Origin of the sequence: Desulfatibacillum alkenivorans DSM 16219, from assembly GCF_900142135.1 — a bacterium.
GTDB lineage: Bacteria > Desulfobacterota > Desulfobacteria > Desulfobacterales > Desulfatibacillaceae > Desulfatibacillum > Desulfatibacillum alkenivorans.
In genome coordinates this window covers 77,042-91,169 of the sequence record NZ_FQZU01000025.1, presented here as the reverse complement: position 1 = coordinate 91,169, position 14,128 = coordinate 77,042, and the positions used below count along the sequence as shown (strand labels likewise).

The following is a 14,128-nucleotide window of genomic DNA, read 5'->3' as shown; positions in this document are numbered from 1 at the left end:
CCTGTGGGGTCAGCAATTCTTCCAGATGCCGTCCAGAATTGAGCCCACGGTTTTTTGCATGAAGGAGACGATGTTGTAGCGTCCTCGCAACAGGCACCAGTCATAGATCACTCCGCGGGCGGTAAGGAGTATGATTGCCGTGAGTTCGTCCGGAGGCAGGGGGGAGGCGATTTCCCCGTTTTCCAGGCTTTGGGTGATGAAGGTTTTTATTTGTTTGTAAAAAGGCCGTTCCGGGGATACAAAAAAGTCCGTGCCCTTTTCCAGCTGGCTTCTATAAATCTGGCGGCAAAAGCTGTGGCCCCGGGACATGGCTGTGGCGGCCATGAACTCGGCCACCCAAAGGATGCCGTCCTTGGCTGGCAGGGGGTGGGGCGCGCTTTCCATGGAACTGACAAAGTGCCCGTCGATAAGCCGATAGGTTTCCACGACCAGGTCGTCTTTGGAAGGAAAGTGATGATAGAACCCCCCTTTGGCCACCCCGGCCGCCTTGCAGATTTCATCCACCGTCACATTATCGAATCCCTTTTCCGCAATGAGATGGGAAGCGGTTTCGTAAATGCGCCGATGGGTGATCATGGCTTGTTCCTGCCGTTTTGTCAGTTTGTTGGGGTCTTTAGCCAAATTTTCCTCAATCATAAAAAGATTACGGTCTTGAGACACGGGCGCACAGGCCGCCTTCAATCCCTGCGTTTTTAATAATAACCTAGTCAATGGCTTCGTGCTTTTAAACTAATTCTCCGCGCCTAAAAAATCAAGGAAAGAGGAAGGTGGAACGTGATTTTTCCTGTTCGATTTCTTGATGATGCGAGACTTCTTTACAGAGGCTGCGTTATTTGATATCGATATTTCTACGTGCGGAAAATTTTTATCCCAACGGATAAAACTCCGGGCCTTGCTTCCTTCCAAAAAACTTCTTTAGGAACTCTTATTATGTGCATGGATCATGACCATCATGGCGATTCCCTTTGTTCCAACCCTCAACTTCCCGTGGAAATGGAGGAAAAGCTGCCAGCCGTCCTGCGGGAGCTTAGCCATTTGGCCGCCCACGTAAAAGATATGCGGTTGTCGGGCAATCCCGATCCCCTGCCGGCTCAATTGGATCATGTGCGGAAAAACCATGTGATTCTTAACGTGCTCAAGGCGGCATTGATGGAGGATCGCCCGGGCCTTAAGCGCCCTGTAGCCCAGCGCATGGCAAGCAGGATAGGGGACTATTTTTTATGGAATCGGGCCACGTCCATGCCCGTGATTCACGAACTGGGCGCCTTAAGCGCATGGTGGACCGACCAGGCGCCTTTGGAAATCATCCACAAGGTGCGGGACATCGCCCTGGATTTCATCCTGAACGGACGGGTCATGCCCATCCAGGAGGTGTGGACGGATCTGTTGGAAGCGGATTTGGTATATATGGGGCATTGCGTGTGCAGGAGCTCCGGGATAGCCAATGATTTTAAGGATTCCAAGGGGCGTATTTACACCCTTACTTCAGATAAGGAAAGCCATCGGCTTTTAAACAGGCTGGTCAACAGGTACGAGCATCTTGTGCGAACGCATGGCTATGCGCTGAACACGGACGACAAGTACAAGCAGTTGTTCGAGCGCTTGATCGCCTATCGAAAAGCCGGCGATTCCCGCTATTCCATCCAAACCCTCCTGGAGGAAACCTATCCGGCGTGGGAGTTTTTGCCCGTCCTGAAAAAATTCACCCAGTCCTGGATTCGAGGCATGCATAAAAACCGCAAAGCCCATCAGATCCACAAAACCCTGGCCATGGAAATGGCCAACATTTTCTTTCTGGCTCGGGGAAATATGTTTACCTCCATGAAAATCATCGACACCCCATACACCATTTGCGCCTGCCCTTCGCCCGACACAGGGGGAGGGTGCACTCTCACCAACTGGTATTACCACGGACTTTCCAATACCTCGCTCATTCCCGGCAAAGATTCTGCCGCCCGGCGCAGGGACAGGCAAGGCGCCGTCCTGCCTTGCAACCAGTTCCCGGGCCGAGCCCACAGGGAGTGCATGGGCTGCGGCTGCAGGCACGGCTCTTCCAATCCCCGGTCCGTAGGCGCAGTCCTCAGGCAGGCGGACATTCTCCTTAAAGACCAAGGCCTTTCCATTTATAAATCGTCGGGTTACGAAGTCCGGCAATAGCGCTTCATACGCGCAAAAACGCAGTTGGACTTCAAACCCGACAAATATTGTTCTTTGAATTTTTTTCTTGACGGGAAGCGCCGGGCTGTTTTATTTGTTTGGTCAACCAACCAAATAATATTAGGAAAGAAATATTATGGGACGAAAAAGCAACGCAGCCGCCAAACGGATTGAAATAGTAGAAGCCCTTTACGCCTGCCTTTCCCAAAAAGGGCACGAGACCGTCACCATCAAGGAGATCGCCGTCCAGGCGGGCGTGGCGCCGGGGGCCATCCATTATTATTTCAAGTCCAAAGACGAAATCGTGGCCTGCCTCATGGAGTATTTGGCTGAAAAATACCAGGCCTTATTTTCCGAGGAATTCTCAAAAATTCAAGGATTGGAGGATTTCTGCGAGCGTTTCGCCGATTTTTTGTGCGAGGAGTTCATCTTCAACGTTCCCTTGAATCGGGTTTTTTACAACCTGGTTCAGATGGGTTTTGAAAGCGCTGTGGTGCAAAAGCCTTTGCAGCAAATGATGAGCGTGTATCGGGAGCAATCCCTGGACCGTTTTAGCGGCGCAGATTACGCCTTTGACGACAAGGGTTATTTATTGGTGGCCGTGGTGGAGGGGTTGGCCCTTCAGTGGGTGATAGAACCGGCGCCCAACGAAAAGGAAGGCATTCGCAAAATAGTCCGTTCGCTCATGGATCAACTGAACGGATAATCCAAGAAATTATGGAGGGGTGGTTATGAAAAAGGAAGATTTTCGCACCAAAAGTTATTGGCTATCGTCCCGGGAGTACGCCCCCGGCAGGCCTTTGAACGGCGATATCAAGGTGGATGTTGCTATTGTGGGCGGCGGGTTTACGGGCTTGTCCACGGCGCTGCACTTGAAAAAATCCGAACCCAACCTGCGCATAGCCATTTTGGAATCGCAGGTGATCGGCTTTGGCGCCAGCGGAAGGAACGGGGGATTTAACATGACCCTGTTCGGCCTGACCATGGGTCTCACCGCGTTGCGTTTTGGGAGATCCAAGGCCAGGGATGCGCACCTATACATGGAGCAGGCTGTGGATCTCTTGAAGGACCTGGTTGCAGAGCACTCCATCGACTGCGACTATGAACATCCGGGATTTTTACGCGCAGCGACGTCCCAGGCGTACAAAAAACGGATCGTGCATGAAGTGGAACTGGCCCTTTCCCTTGGGCTGGAAGGCATTGAATGGATTGACCGGGACGCAGTCCGGGAACAGGTGAACAGCCCCATGTATCTTGGCGCCTGGTCCGAGCCGCGGTGCGGGATACTGAATCCCGCCAAACTGGCCTGGGGGGAAAAGGCGGTGGTGGAAAGCCTGGGCGTGGAGGTGTATGAAAACGCCCCGGTCCTGGGGCTTGAACGCACTGCCGAAGGAGCGGTTCTCAAGACTCAAAACGGCTCCGTCTCGGCGGACAAAGTGGTTTTGGCCACCAATGCGTGGTCCCACCTGGTTCCCCAGATCAAATGGAAGCAGGCCCCTGTGTGGACCTACATCGTCCTTACCGAACCTTTGTCTCAAGAGCAAATGGCTCCCATTGGCTGGAGGAATCGCCAGGGAATCGAAGACGCCAGAAACATGGTGCATTATTATAGGCTTACGGCGGACAACCGGCTTCTTATGGGAGGCCGGGACATCGGCCTGGCTTACGGCGCGGACATGGACAAGGATTTGAATCCCGCAATATTCGCCGGCCTGGAAGCGGACGTCAAGGAAACATTTCCCTCGTTGGAGAAAGTAAAATTTACTCACCGATGGGGAGGCCCGGTATCCATAACCATGGACATGGCGCCTGCCATCGGGTATGTTGGGGATCAGCGCATTGTCTACAGCCTTGGCTGCATGGGCCATGGGGTCAGCCTGACCCATTTGAACGGCGCCACAGCCGCAGATTTAGTCCTGGAGAAAAAGACCGGCCTGACCGACGTGTTTTTCGTCAATCGAAGGACCATACCCTGGCCGCCCGAACCCATCCGTTTGGCGGCAGCCAAGGCGATTTTGGCCGGCATGAAGTTTCAGGATCGCTTTACGGATCAAAAACGGCTTTAACAGCTTTGTTTTTTGCGGATCAAACCGGCGAAGCCCGGACAATGCGCGGCCTGTTAACCCCCCTCACCCGATAGGAGATCGACATGCCCCATCTTAAGGAAATCGCGTTTATGGACGCAATGGCCCAGGCCGAATTGATCAGGAAAAAGGAGGTCACCCCCCTGGAATTGGTGGACGCCGCCATTGACCGCATTGAAAAACTGAATCCCCAGCTTAATGCGGTAATTACGCCCATGTACGAACAGGCCAGGGAGGAGGCCAAGGGGGAACTGCCCCAAGGCCCCTTCACCGGCGTACCGTTTTTGTTGAAAGACATCGGCGCCATGGCAAAGGACGCGCCCATGGCCTTGGGAACCAGGCTGTTGAAAGGGGTTTTTAAACCCGACCATGACAGCGAATTGACGGTGCGTTTGCGTAAGGCCGGTTTTATTATAATGGGCAAGACCAATACCCCGGAGTTCGGCGCGCTGCCCACCACCGAACCCCTGGCCTTCGGCGCGACCCATAATCCCTGGGATTTGGAACGCACTCCCGGCGGATCCTCGGGCGGCGCCGCCGCGGCCGTGGCTTCCCGCATGATCGCCGCGGCCCATGGCAACGACGGGGGCGGGTCCATTCGCATTCCGGCTTCGTGTTGCGGCGTGTTCGGGCTTAAGCCCACCCGCGCCAGAAATCCGGCGGGGCCCGACTTCGGCGACATGCTTTCCGGCCTCATCGCCGAACATGCTCTGACCATGTCCGTCAGGGACAGCGCAGCCATTCTGGACGCCACCTCCGGCCCGGATGTCGGTGATCCTTACTGGGCGCCGCCCAACGCCCGGCCCTTTTTGGAGGAAGTAGGGGCGGATCCCGGCAAACTCCGCATTGCCGTGGATCTTTCCACGCACTTGGAGGAAGATCCGCACCCGGACTGCATCAAGGCAGTGGAGCACACAGTCACATTGTGCCGGGAATTGGGGCACGAAGTAAAGGAAGCCTCGGTGGAATCCAAAATCAAGCCCTTGGATTTGCTCAGGGCTTTCGACACCCTGTGGACCTCCAATGCAGCCAACACCGTAGGCGCCATTGCCGGCATGGCCAAGATCGAGCCTTCCACGGAGTTTTTCGAGCCCCTCACCATGGCTATGTATGAAATGGGGAAGAAGCAGACCGCCTCGGACTATATGCGGGCCGTGACGCTCATCCAACGCTTCTCCCGCGAAATTGCCTGGTTTTTTATGGGTTGCGACGTGCTCTTGACCCCCACTCTGGGCGAGCCGCCCGTTAAATTGGGAGAGTTTGACGCTTCGGGAGAAAACCCCTTGGCCGCCTGGAAACGCATGGGCAGGTTCACGCCCTATACGGCCAAGTTCAACGCCACAGGCCAGCCGGCCATATCGATGCCTCTGTATTGGAACGGGCATAATTTACCCATCGGCTCCCATTTTGTGGGCCGGTTCGGAGACGAAGCCACCCTGTTCAGGCTGGCCGCTCAATTGGAAAAGGCCTGTCCCTGGGCGGATCGCCTGCCGCCTGTTTGTGCATGATTTTTTGAGGGATTCAATAAAATGACTTGCCGGGTCCGGCCAAAATGCCGCTGAAAAGCCGCATATAGGCCGGGCCCGGAAAAACTTAACAGGTGCCCATGGGATCCATGGAGTCCAGATGGTAGGCGGACTCGTTTGCAGTGCTGAGGTTGTCGATTCTCCTCTTTTTCCGCAATTCCACCATGTGGGTGATCTTGGAAATCAATATCCAGCGCAGCATCAGCCCTATGGCGTATTCCTGGCTTTCATCCATCTTCTTCAGCTTCAGCCTTTCAATGATCTCATCAATGGCGGGCTCTACTTTCTGGTAAATCTCCTCCTGGACCGGAGAAAGCTCCCCTTTTTCCCGGCCTCCCCAAACGGCCGGCACAATAAACCCATTGGGTTCAAAGCACAGGCGCCCCTGGTGGGCGTTGAATACGTCCATAACAAGATTGTCAATCTTGTTGGCCACCACGCGTCCCAGATGGGTGATATCTTGTGTCGGTTGGGGATTCTCCTTAAACAGCTTCTTAAAAAAATCCATGTTGCTTCCCCTTCATTATGGCGAAAGAGCCTTTCGTTACAGTTAAAACTGTATATCTGCGGTTGCAATATCCCTGCCAAGTAACCTATACTGACTGGGTGCGGTTCTGGTTTGCTCTGCTTATCCTATCGGCAGGTAGGCGCAAAAAGTTTATTCTTAGGACAAGAAAGGCGTCCCAAGCTATCATGGATTACGAGGGAAAATTCGCCCTGGCGGAAAAGAACGTGCAGGCAAAAATGGGCTTTTATAAGCACCTGACTTCTTTTTGCGTGGGGAACGGAGTTTTGGCGGGGGTGGATCTTTTTACCACCCCTGGATTCATTTGGTTTCACTGGCCCTTACTGGTCTGGACTCTCATACTGGGCGTTCATGGTAAAAAGGCTGCAGGCAAGAAAGAAAAGCAGTGATTTTTTTCGTTATTACCAGTTAGGCAGAACGGTGGTTAATTAAAACATGTTTTGGGGAGGGGGATAGTCCTGGCACGCAGGATTTTGCGTGTTTGCGGCCCCGTTGCAGCCGCGGGTCAGCCGGAAATTGGAAGATTTGGAACAAAGGAGTCCCCAACCGTTTTAACGGATGAAAACGCAATTTTCAGCCGGGATTCAGACAAAGAGCCAACCCCTGAACTCAAATTAATCTCATACTTTTAATGGATTAATTGCCATCTCTTCAGCAAATTCCTTGATTTCGCCGTCCCGGAATTTTCTGGTCTTTGCAAAGCGTTTGCACCAGGCCAGAATTTTTGTGGACTTTTCCCAATAATTGTTGGGATAGGGAAAAATCTTCCGGTAATGGATGTTTTTTTGCAAGGCTCCATTGCGTTTGGCTTCCACGTAGACGGGTTCGTCCTTATAATAGGGCCAAACCACCATGTCCGCTCCTTTTCCTTCCAAAAGGAATCTCCAATCGCCGTTTGTAACAACTACCAATTCTTCCATAGAACTCTCTTTTCGGATTTATTGTTTCGCGGGCGCTGGATTTCACCGCCTGGGCGCCTTCAATCCGCGCCACTATTCTTATCGGCCCGTTCGCCAAAATATTAAGGCGTATTTAGGTCTTGCATGATGGTTATAAGCCTGATATTTTGCTTATAAGATATCAAGACTGTTCTAAATAACGCAAATTGACAGAACTTGCTGTTTATAGCGCCTCATAGTGTCGCATATTGTAACGTAATAAGAGCTCGCTGCTTGAAAGATCAGGCCCTCATTGCACAAGCATTTTGAATACTCCGTAAGCCGAAAGCATGCGTTTTTCGCTGACCTCAAAGGGGAGCAGGAATTCCGCAGAGCTTTGACGGCTTTGATAGATTCTCCCGTTCGAATCATCTACACGTTTAACCGGTCCACGGTGATCTCCGTCAGGACGAATGCCAAGGGGATTAAATCGCTCCGACTACAACACGCCTTCCGGGCGGCCGATTTTAAGACCATGCAGGCCCTGGCTTTTTTCGTCGACGGCAAAGAATTCGATAATAAAATTATTGATAGATTTTTATCAAAAAAACAAGATCTTGTAAAGTTTTTTTCCCGGCCTCGCGCGGAAATGCAGTCAATTGTTTACAAGGGTAAATTTAAAGACCTTGAAAAGGCGCTAAAAAAGGTGACAGCCGACTACGATATCCCATTGAAAGGCATCAGGATTGCCTGGTCCAAGCCCGGGAAAATCCAAGGCAAACGCCGATCCATCCGATTCGGCAGTTTTTCCGCCCAAAGAAGTTTGATAAGAATTCATCCTTCTCTTGACAGTCCTGAAATACCGGACTATTTTGTGGAATTCGTAGTGTACCATGAGTTGCTGCATGCACTATTTCCTCCGAAACTGGCAAAAAACGGAGGAAGAAGACGCGTCCATACACCGGAATTCAGAGCCATGGAACGGAGGTTCAGGGAGTATCGGCAGGCTGCGGAGTTCGAAAAGAAGTTCATCAGCAAGCATTTGGGCTAAGGGGGGGAAACATTGGCTAATATCCTGATTATCGACGACGATGAAGCCTTGTGCGACATTCTGTCCCGGCGAGTCAAGCAAATGGGGCACGATCACACTTGCGCCTACACCCTGAAAGACGGATATGAAAAAGCGGCTTCGGGGAGCTATGACGTGGTGTTTTTGGATGTAGGCCTGCCTGACGGCAACGGCCTGGACGCCCTGCCCAGGATCCGGGGCCTGGACAATTGCCCGGAAGTCATCATTTTCACCGGTCAGGGCGACCCGGACGGCGCCGAACTGGCCATCAAGTCCGGCGCCTGGGACTATATTGCCAAGCCGCCTTCCTTAAAGGAAATCGTGCTGCCCCTGTCCCGGGCTCTTCAATACAGGGAAGAGAAAAAACGCAGTTCCTCCAAGGTTCTCATCAAGACCGAGGGCATTGTAGGAAACAGCCCCCAGATGCAAAACGCCCTGAACCTTCTGGCCCAGGCGGCCAGCAGTGATGCAACCACCCTCCTGACCGGCGAGACCGGCACAGGCAAGGAGTTGTTCGCCACGGCCATCCACGCCAACAGCGACCGGGCCGGCAAGGACTTCGTGGTGGTGGACTGTGCGGCTTTGCCCGACACGCTGGTGGAAAGCGTTTTGTTCGGCCACGAAAAGGGGGCGTTCACCGGCGCGGACAAGGCCCATTTAGGCCTGGTGAAGTTGGCTGACGGCGGCACTTTGTTCCTGGACGAAGTGGGCGAACTGCCCTTGTCTTTGCAAAAGCCCTTTTTAAGGGTGTTGCAGGAGCGCAGGTTTCGCCCCGTGGGCAGCCAAAAGGAAGTGACCAGCAACTTCCGCCTGGTGGCTGCAACCAACCGGAACCTGGAGGAACTCGCCGAAGCCAAACTTTTCCGCCAGGATCTCCTGTATCGCTTGAAGACCCTGACCATCGATCTGCCGCCTCTGCGCAGCCGGGTTCAGGACATCAAGGACCTAACCATATTTTATATGGCCAACCTTTGCGAAAAATACGGCAAGGGCGCCAAAGGGTACTCCCCGGAGTTCCTGGAAGCCCTGGCCGCCTATGAATGGCCCGGCAACGTGCGTGAATTGATCAATGCTCTGGAGCGGACCCTCATCGCCTCGGCCGAAGAGCCCACGTTATTCCCGAATCATCTGCCCACCCACATCAGGGTGAAGCTGGCGCGGGAGTCCTTGCGCCAAAGCACGGCCGGCAAGACCAAAAGTTTCCAGGGGGAAAATCCTCAGGAACTGCCTTCCCTCAAGGATTACAGGGAAGCCGTGGTCTCCGAAGCGGAGGCCAAATATCTGGAAGACCTCATGCTCCTGACCAATCGGGACATCAGGGCCGCCTGCAAGATTTCCGGCCTGTCCCGGTCAAGACTGTATCACCTGCTGCAGAAACACGGAATCAAGGGGTCCCGTTGACGTCAGGCCAAGAGGCCAAGCCCCAAGACGTGTTGGATTTTAATCATTCCGGAAGATTTTTTTCATGATTCCTAAGGAAAATGTTTTTGGAGAGTTTGTCCGGGAAAAACGCCTCGCCCTTCACAAAGAGGACAAGAATTATTCCCTGCGAAAAGTCGCCATGCGCATTCAGGTGGAGCCTTCCTACCTGAGCAAGGTGGAACGGGGGGAACAGCCCCCGCCGTCCGAAGCTAAAATTGTGCTTTTGGCCGAAGACCTGGGGGAGGATAAAGACGTGCTGCTGGCTTTATCCGGGAAAGTTTCCTCGGACATTCAGGAGGTTATCCGTAAACGACCGGCATTGTTCGCCCAGTTGATCCGGGACCTGAAGGACATGCCGGATAACGCCGTCCTCAGAATTATCAGGGAGGTGCGCGACGGCAACTGGTAGAAGGGAGTATGACCATGATCGAGCTCATGAACGATTCCCTATGCTTTTCGTTTCCTCAGGTTCATCCCGACGCTAAACTGGAAATTTCTTTTATCCGCACCCTGCGAATTCCCGACGACGGCGCCGCTTATCCCGACCCTCCCCGATTAGGCGCTTTTCCCATGGTCCATGTGGACGATTACGAAAACTCCGTGCCCGCCCAATGGCTGGAATGGGGCGGCGTCATGCTCCCCATGTATCAGTCCGAAGCCCTTTTGGTGCAGTTCGGCTTCGGCAAAACAAGGTATCCTTTCGCCGTTAAATTGGCGGCCGGCAAAATCAATGCTCTCACCGGGGATGCATGGTCCAATGATTTGACGCCGTATCCCCAGGACTACGCGGTTTCCCCCCCTCAGGAGGAAATCAGCGGCTACTGCGTGGGCAGGGGAGTGGTGCGGCAATTCATCGCCATGCCTTTGGGCCTGGGAAGCACCGCCGAGGAGCAATTGGCCGATAATCCTAAATACGGCGGCGTCCAGGTTTGCGCTTATCCCATGAAAGCGGAAGAGTTCGAACGTTTTTCAAAAAGCCCCGATGAGTTTGAAGTCATGAGCGGGGTCAATGAGGAGCAGGCGCCCTTTCATGCAAAAATGGGCCTTGGCCTGGGCGGATTGCTGGGCCAGGACGTCAAGCTGGATCCCTTTGGCTATGACGTTTGGGATCGCCAAAACAGGAGCCGCTGCTTCGTCCACTTGACGGATTCCGCCTTGTGGACCGCCGTCACCGGCCAGGATCCTCCGGCCGCGCCCCCAAGGGCCATGCATTACAACCTGGCCGGCCTCCCTTATCATGAAGAAATTTACGCGCCCACGCCGGTGCACGAAGGCTCCCGGATTCTGGGAAAATTGCGCACCATTGAGGCTCAGGCCGGGGATTAGCTCTTCAAGCTGTTTTATTTGAATTTTCCCCAGTGGGGTTTGTCGTCCGACTCTTGCTCAGCAGGTTTGGCGTGACGCCTGTCCCTGGCCCGAATTTTGTCGTCACCAGCAGCGTCCAACTTGACGCGAAACAGAATCACCCAGGCCAGAGCGGCCCCGGCCGGAATCCAGACAGGGTAGGGGAAGAACATCCGGCAAAACCAGATCATGGCGGCGCTGCATATTATTTTGACTATTAAAAACAATGTGTTGTTCATGCGCCGCTTTAGTCCTTGAGGGTGCAATGAAGACTTTCTCCACCCCCATTCTTATAAAAAGGGTTTTGGCTCTTTCGGCCGCAGTTTTATGCCTGTGGGGCCTTTTGGCGCTTGACGACCGGGAATCCGTCCCCGTGGAACGCGTCCTGGACGGGGATACGATCATCCTGGCTGACGGCCGCCACGTCCGGTATATTGGAATCAACGCTCCTGAAATCGCCCATGACGACTATCCCGCCGAACCCTTGGGCGATCAGGCTCTGGCATGCAACCGTTCGCTGGTGCTGGGCAAAAAAGTGCAACTGGAAACAGACCTGGACCGTAAAGACCGATATAACAGGCTCCTCGCCTATGTATATCTTAAAGACGGCGTGTTTGTGAACAGGGAAATTATACGCCAGGGGATGGCCTATTGTTTGTATCGCTCCCCCAATGACAGACATTTTTCCGCCTTGCTAAAAGCCCAGCGCCAAGCCATGCATGAGCAAAAAGGACTTTGGGCCGGTCTTCAACCCACTAATCAGCCATATTCGGGCAATGCGCGATCCAGACGCTTTCATCTCCCCCAATGCAAGTCCGCCGCCAAAACCAATCCCAAAAATCGCAGGGACTTTGACTCCATGTGGTCCGCATTTTATGAAGGATACGCCCCATGCAAACGCTGTTTGAAGGATTGGCAATTTCAAGTTCAGTAATGCCTTTTTTATAAATGTAACCTTCCGGGACGCCGACAAACATTGTTTCACCCTGACGCACTCCCTCACACAGGCCAGCCCTGGCATGCAATGCCAGGGGCCGAAGGCCAATAAGTGCGGTCTGGAATGACTCTTAAAACTGGAAATGAAGAGCGGATGGACGGTCCCAGTTGAGTTCCTATTGTTGGGTTTGAAGTCCATTGGCGTCGCCGGTGAGATGAAGCATCGCCGCCGGATTTCTTAACCCAACCTGCGGCTCAGCATGGGGCGATGCAGATTGGGTTGAGCCTGTGAAACCCAACAAGATCAAAAGGTTATTTTGCTTCTGGAGGGCCTGCATGGTTTTGCGTTAATCCTTCTTGTTTTCTATCCAGCGCATGAGGGTGGGGGGCATGCTCATACAGCTTGAAACCGGCTTCCAGTAGCAATGGGCGGTCAACTCCACGCCCGATTGCAAAATGGAGACCGGCCGGTCCGAGCTGACCACAATCACAATCAGGTCGTCGTACATGGCCGTAAACCTGAGGGCGGAATTAAAACGGGCGCCTCTGGCCCGGTCTTCGCCGGGGATGGCCCTGCCGTCCAGGATGCATGCAAAGCTCCGCAGAGTCCGATCCGGCCGAATGTGCAGGGCGCCGTCCACTTTGGAGAGGTTCATGGCCAGCGCCAGATAATCGTCCCGGGAGATGTCCAGGGGCTTGTCCAGTTTTTGGCCTGCAATGTCAATGGGCTGCTGGCTAAGGTCTATGACCAGGGTGCATCCGTGTTTGTGGTCTTCTGCATGATGCACGATTTCCTTGATGGTTTTCAGCAGTTCACTGGATTGGGTGGGGCTTAAGGAGTACTCCAGGAGAATTTCCTCCACCTGCACCAAATTGGCCCTTCTGGAGGAGGAGTGGAACCTGCCGTCGAAAAAACTGCACAGGGCTTCTCCCTCAAAAGACACAAAGCCGTGAGGGCCTGCAAAATCAGCGACAATGGCGTGGGGCGGCATCTCGCCTGAACCGATTCCCACAATCAGAGACCCGTCGGAAACCAAAAAGTGGTCCGGCGACTCTTCCACCGCCTGCATGAGCTTGCGCACATGCTTGAAATTATGCAGGCTGGGGCGCTCCAGTTCGGGGAATAAAACCAGATCCCGGATGTTCTGCATATGGGCTTTCAGGACAAAAGCCAGTTTTCCCCGGGGCCAGAAACCTTCCTCCATGGTCTTGGAAATATTCAATATCGCATCCAAAATCGGGTACACCCGCATTTGGATGTCCCATCCCACGCGCATATTTAGTTCGTCCACCAGGCAATCGCGCACGGCGTGGGTGGCGTACTCCCGCAGAATGTAATCGGACATGGAGGAGTAAAATTCACTGCATGTGGCCAGGTCATGGGAGAGCAGCCACGTGGCGTGCTCCAGCCAACGTCTTGTGGGGCCGGGGTTGCAAATGTCGGGGTGATGCTCGGTGAACCACATTTGATAGTAGGCGGATTGGGACATGCCGCCGAAGGAGATCAAACCCGTCAGGCCCAGGTCCTGGGCCGGGATCACAGGGTCGAAGAGTTTCAGGGCCTGCACTCTTTCTTCGTCCTGCTTCCAGTCGCACGAGTCCAGGTAGATTTTTTTCAAAAGGATTTCGTGGCCGTCCAACAGGTTTTGGGGGTCGTAAATGCGCAGAGGCTCCCCCGGGTTCACCGCATAGATAAGAGCTATTCTGCTTACGCCGGAAAAATGGGAGAGGCCGTCCGCCAACCCGTCCGCAATATGGAATATGCTAAGATTTTCGGTATGCTGCTTGGAGCCATGGCCTCTATGATTTTCTGCATAACGATTATTTTGCATTTTGTATAAGTTCCAGGGCCCTTTCCGCCACGGCGTCATCGGCCAGGCTTTCCATGGCCCGCACCAGATCCTTTGGGGCTTTTTGCATGCGCATGTTATCTGTGATGGAATTCAATGCAGATTTTCGATTGAAATCATCCATGGACAATATGGCCGAAATTTGCTCGCGGAAGTCCGGGTCCCGGCGAGCCAATTGCATCAGCGCGACGAAAGTTTCGTTTTCCGAAACAGGCTTTTTTTTTCCAAACAATAACGGCATAATTAAAATTCTGGGCCTTCCTCTGCAAAATATGATATATGCACACAAAATATTTGTATATTATTTAATGCCAGCGTGTTCCTGTCAATATTCTT

Annotated in this window: 16 protein-coding genes; 10 read left to right on the top strand and 6 right to left on the bottom strand. The window is 53.4% G+C overall.

What is annotated here, in order from left to right; all coding sequences use genetic code 11:
- Positions 1-9: 9 nt before the first annotated feature.
- Positions 10-621 carry a TetR/AcrR family transcriptional regulator gene (locus tag BUE18_RS18150; RefSeq protein WP_211482821.1) on the bottom strand — a complete coding sequence of 204 codons (612 nt, stop codon included), beginning with the start codon at positions 619-621 and terminating at the stop codon, positions 10-12.
- A 309-nt stretch (positions 622-930) separates the two neighbouring features.
- Between BUE18_RS18150 and BUE18_RS18145 the strand changes: the two genes are divergently transcribed.
- From BUE18_RS18145 to BUE18_RS18130, 4 genes are all read left to right on the top strand, one after another.
- Positions 931-2,157, top strand: coding sequence for a hypothetical protein (locus tag BUE18_RS18145; protein WP_073477605.1), 1,227 nt, complete (start codon positions 931-933; stop codon positions 2,155-2,157).
- 136 nt (positions 2,158-2,293) lie between these two features.
- A complete protein-coding gene (locus BUE18_RS18140; protein ID WP_073477604.1) occupies positions 2,294-2,863 on the top strand; it encodes a TetR/AcrR family transcriptional regulator in 570 nt (189 codons plus the stop codon).
- Between the two features lie 25 nt (positions 2,864-2,888).
- Positions 2,889-4,223, top strand: a complete 1,335-nt coding sequence (locus BUE18_RS18135) for an NAD(P)/FAD-dependent oxidoreductase (RefSeq protein WP_073477603.1) — start codon at positions 2,889-2,891, stop codon at positions 4,221-4,223.
- Between the two features lie 83 nt (positions 4,224-4,306).
- A complete protein-coding gene (locus tag BUE18_RS18130; RefSeq protein ID WP_073477602.1) occupies positions 4,307-5,749 on the top strand; it encodes an amidase in 1,443 nt (480 codons plus the stop codon).
- Positions 5,750-5,834: 85 nt separating this feature from the next.
- Here the strand turns inward: BUE18_RS18130 and BUE18_RS18125 are convergent, their stop codons facing one another.
- Positions 5,835-6,275, bottom strand: a complete 441-nt coding sequence (locus BUE18_RS18125; RefSeq protein ID WP_073477601.1) for a hypothetical protein — start codon at positions 6,273-6,275, stop codon at positions 5,835-5,837.
- Between the two features lie 185 nt (positions 6,276-6,460).
- Between BUE18_RS18125 and BUE18_RS28015 the strand changes: the two genes are divergently transcribed.
- Positions 6,461-6,682 (top strand): 2TM domain-containing protein, encoded by a 222-nt coding sequence (locus BUE18_RS28015; RefSeq protein WP_073477600.1) that lies wholly within the window; start codon positions 6,461-6,463, stop codon positions 6,680-6,682.
- A gap of 231 nt (positions 6,683-6,913) precedes the next feature.
- Here BUE18_RS28015 and BUE18_RS18115 read toward each other — a convergent pair whose 3' ends face one another.
- On the bottom strand, positions 6,914-7,213 hold the full coding sequence (locus tag BUE18_RS18115) for a hypothetical protein (protein ID WP_073477599.1): 300 nt from the start codon (positions 7,211-7,213) through the stop codon (positions 6,914-6,916).
- A 271-nt stretch (positions 7,214-7,484) separates the two neighbouring features.
- Between BUE18_RS18115 and BUE18_RS28010 the strand changes: the two genes are divergently transcribed.
- From BUE18_RS28010 to BUE18_RS18095, 4 genes are all read left to right on the top strand, one after another.
- Positions 7,485-8,222 carry a hypothetical protein gene (locus tag BUE18_RS28010; protein ID WP_073477598.1) on the top strand — a complete coding sequence of 246 codons (738 nt, stop codon included), beginning with the start codon at positions 7,485-7,487 and terminating at the stop codon, positions 8,220-8,222.
- Positions 8,223-8,234: 12 nt separating this feature from the next.
- Positions 8,235-9,641, top strand: a complete 1,407-nt coding sequence (locus tag BUE18_RS18105) for a sigma-54-dependent transcriptional regulator (protein ID WP_073477597.1) — start codon at positions 8,235-8,237, stop codon at positions 9,639-9,641.
- 64 nt (positions 9,642-9,705) lie between these two features.
- Entirely contained in the window at positions 9,706-10,071 is a 366-nt protein-coding gene (locus BUE18_RS18100; RefSeq protein ID WP_073477596.1) for a helix-turn-helix domain-containing protein, read from the top strand.
- A gap of 8 nt (positions 10,072-10,079) precedes the next feature.
- Positions 10,080-10,988, top strand: a complete 909-nt coding sequence (locus BUE18_RS18095; RefSeq protein ID WP_073477595.1) for a hypothetical protein — start codon at positions 10,080-10,082, stop codon at positions 10,986-10,988.
- Between the two features lie 14 nt (positions 10,989-11,002).
- On the opposite strand, the gene BUE18_RS18090 is transcribed toward BUE18_RS18095, so the two are convergent.
- Positions 11,003-11,245 carry a hypothetical protein gene (locus tag BUE18_RS18090; protein ID WP_073477594.1) on the bottom strand — a complete coding sequence of 81 codons (243 nt, stop codon included), beginning with the start codon at positions 11,243-11,245 and terminating at the stop codon, positions 11,003-11,005.
- Positions 11,246-11,271: 26 nt separating this feature from the next.
- Between BUE18_RS18090 and BUE18_RS18085 the strand changes: the two genes are divergently transcribed.
- A complete protein-coding gene (locus BUE18_RS18085; protein ID WP_073477593.1) occupies positions 11,272-11,940 on the top strand; it encodes a thermonuclease family protein in 669 nt (222 codons plus the stop codon).
- A 349-nt stretch (positions 11,941-12,289) separates the two neighbouring features.
- On the opposite strand, the gene BUE18_RS18080 is transcribed toward BUE18_RS18085, so the two are convergent.
- Together BUE18_RS18080 and BUE18_RS18075 are read right to left on the bottom strand one after the other, a co-directional pair.
- Positions 12,290-13,774 carry a DNA integrity scanning protein DisA nucleotide-binding domain protein gene (locus tag BUE18_RS18080; RefSeq protein WP_073477592.1) on the bottom strand — a complete coding sequence of 495 codons (1,485 nt, stop codon included), beginning with the start codon at positions 13,772-13,774 and terminating at the stop codon, positions 12,290-12,292.
- Positions 13,764-14,033, bottom strand: a complete 270-nt coding sequence (locus tag BUE18_RS18075) for a hypothetical protein (protein ID WP_073477591.1) — start codon at positions 14,031-14,033, stop codon at positions 13,764-13,766. The genes BUE18_RS18080 and BUE18_RS18075 overlap by 11 nt, the downstream gene beginning before the upstream one ends.
- Between the last annotated feature and the right edge of the window lie 95 nt (positions 14,034-14,128).

Bases quoted from the DNA above. Each gene is read 5' to 3' on its own strand.
- BUE18_RS18145 (WP_073477605.1), top strand. From the start codon at position 931: ATGTGCATGGATCATGACCATCATGGCGATTCCCTTTGTTCCAACCCT.
- BUE18_RS18100 (WP_073477596.1), top strand. From the start codon at position 9,706: ATGATTCCTAAGGAAAATGTTTTTGGAGAGTTTGTCCGGGAAAAACGC.
- BUE18_RS18095 (WP_073477595.1), top strand. From the start codon at position 10,080: ATGACCATGATCGAGCTCATGAACGATTCCCTATGCTTTTCGTTTCCT.
- BUE18_RS18130 (WP_073477602.1), top strand. From the start codon at position 4,307: ATGCCCCATCTTAAGGAAATCGCGTTTATGGACGCAATGGCCCAGGCC.
- BUE18_RS18125 (WP_073477601.1), bottom strand. From the start codon at position 6,275: ATGGATTTTTTTAAGAAGCTGTTTAAGGAGAATCCCCAACCGACACAA.
- BUE18_RS28015 (WP_073477600.1), top strand. From the start codon at position 6,461: ATGGATTACGAGGGAAAATTCGCCCTGGCGGAAAAGAACGTGCAGGCA.
- BUE18_RS18135 (WP_073477603.1), top strand. From the start codon at position 2,889: ATGAAAAAGGAAGATTTTCGCACCAAAAGTTATTGGCTATCGTCCCGG.
- BUE18_RS18090 (WP_073477594.1), bottom strand. From the start codon at position 11,245: ATGAACAACACATTGTTTTTAATAGTCAAAATAATATGCAGCGCCGCC.
- BUE18_RS18140 (WP_073477604.1), top strand. From the start codon at position 2,294: ATGGGACGAAAAAGCAACGCAGCCGCCAAACGGATTGAAATAGTAGAA.
- BUE18_RS18115 (WP_073477599.1), bottom strand. From the start codon at position 7,213: ATGGAAGAATTGGTAGTTGTTACAAACGGCGATTGGAGATTCCTTTTG.
- BUE18_RS18075 (WP_073477591.1), bottom strand. From the start codon at position 14,033: ATGCCGTTATTGTTTGGAAAAAAAAAGCCTGTTTCGGAAAACGAAACT.
- BUE18_RS18080 (WP_073477592.1), bottom strand. From the start codon at position 13,774: ATGCAAAATAATCGTTATGCAGAAAATCATAGAGGCCATGGCTCCAAG.
- BUE18_RS18085 (WP_073477593.1), top strand. From the start codon at position 11,272: ATGAAGACTTTCTCCACCCCCATTCTTATAAAAAGGGTTTTGGCTCTT.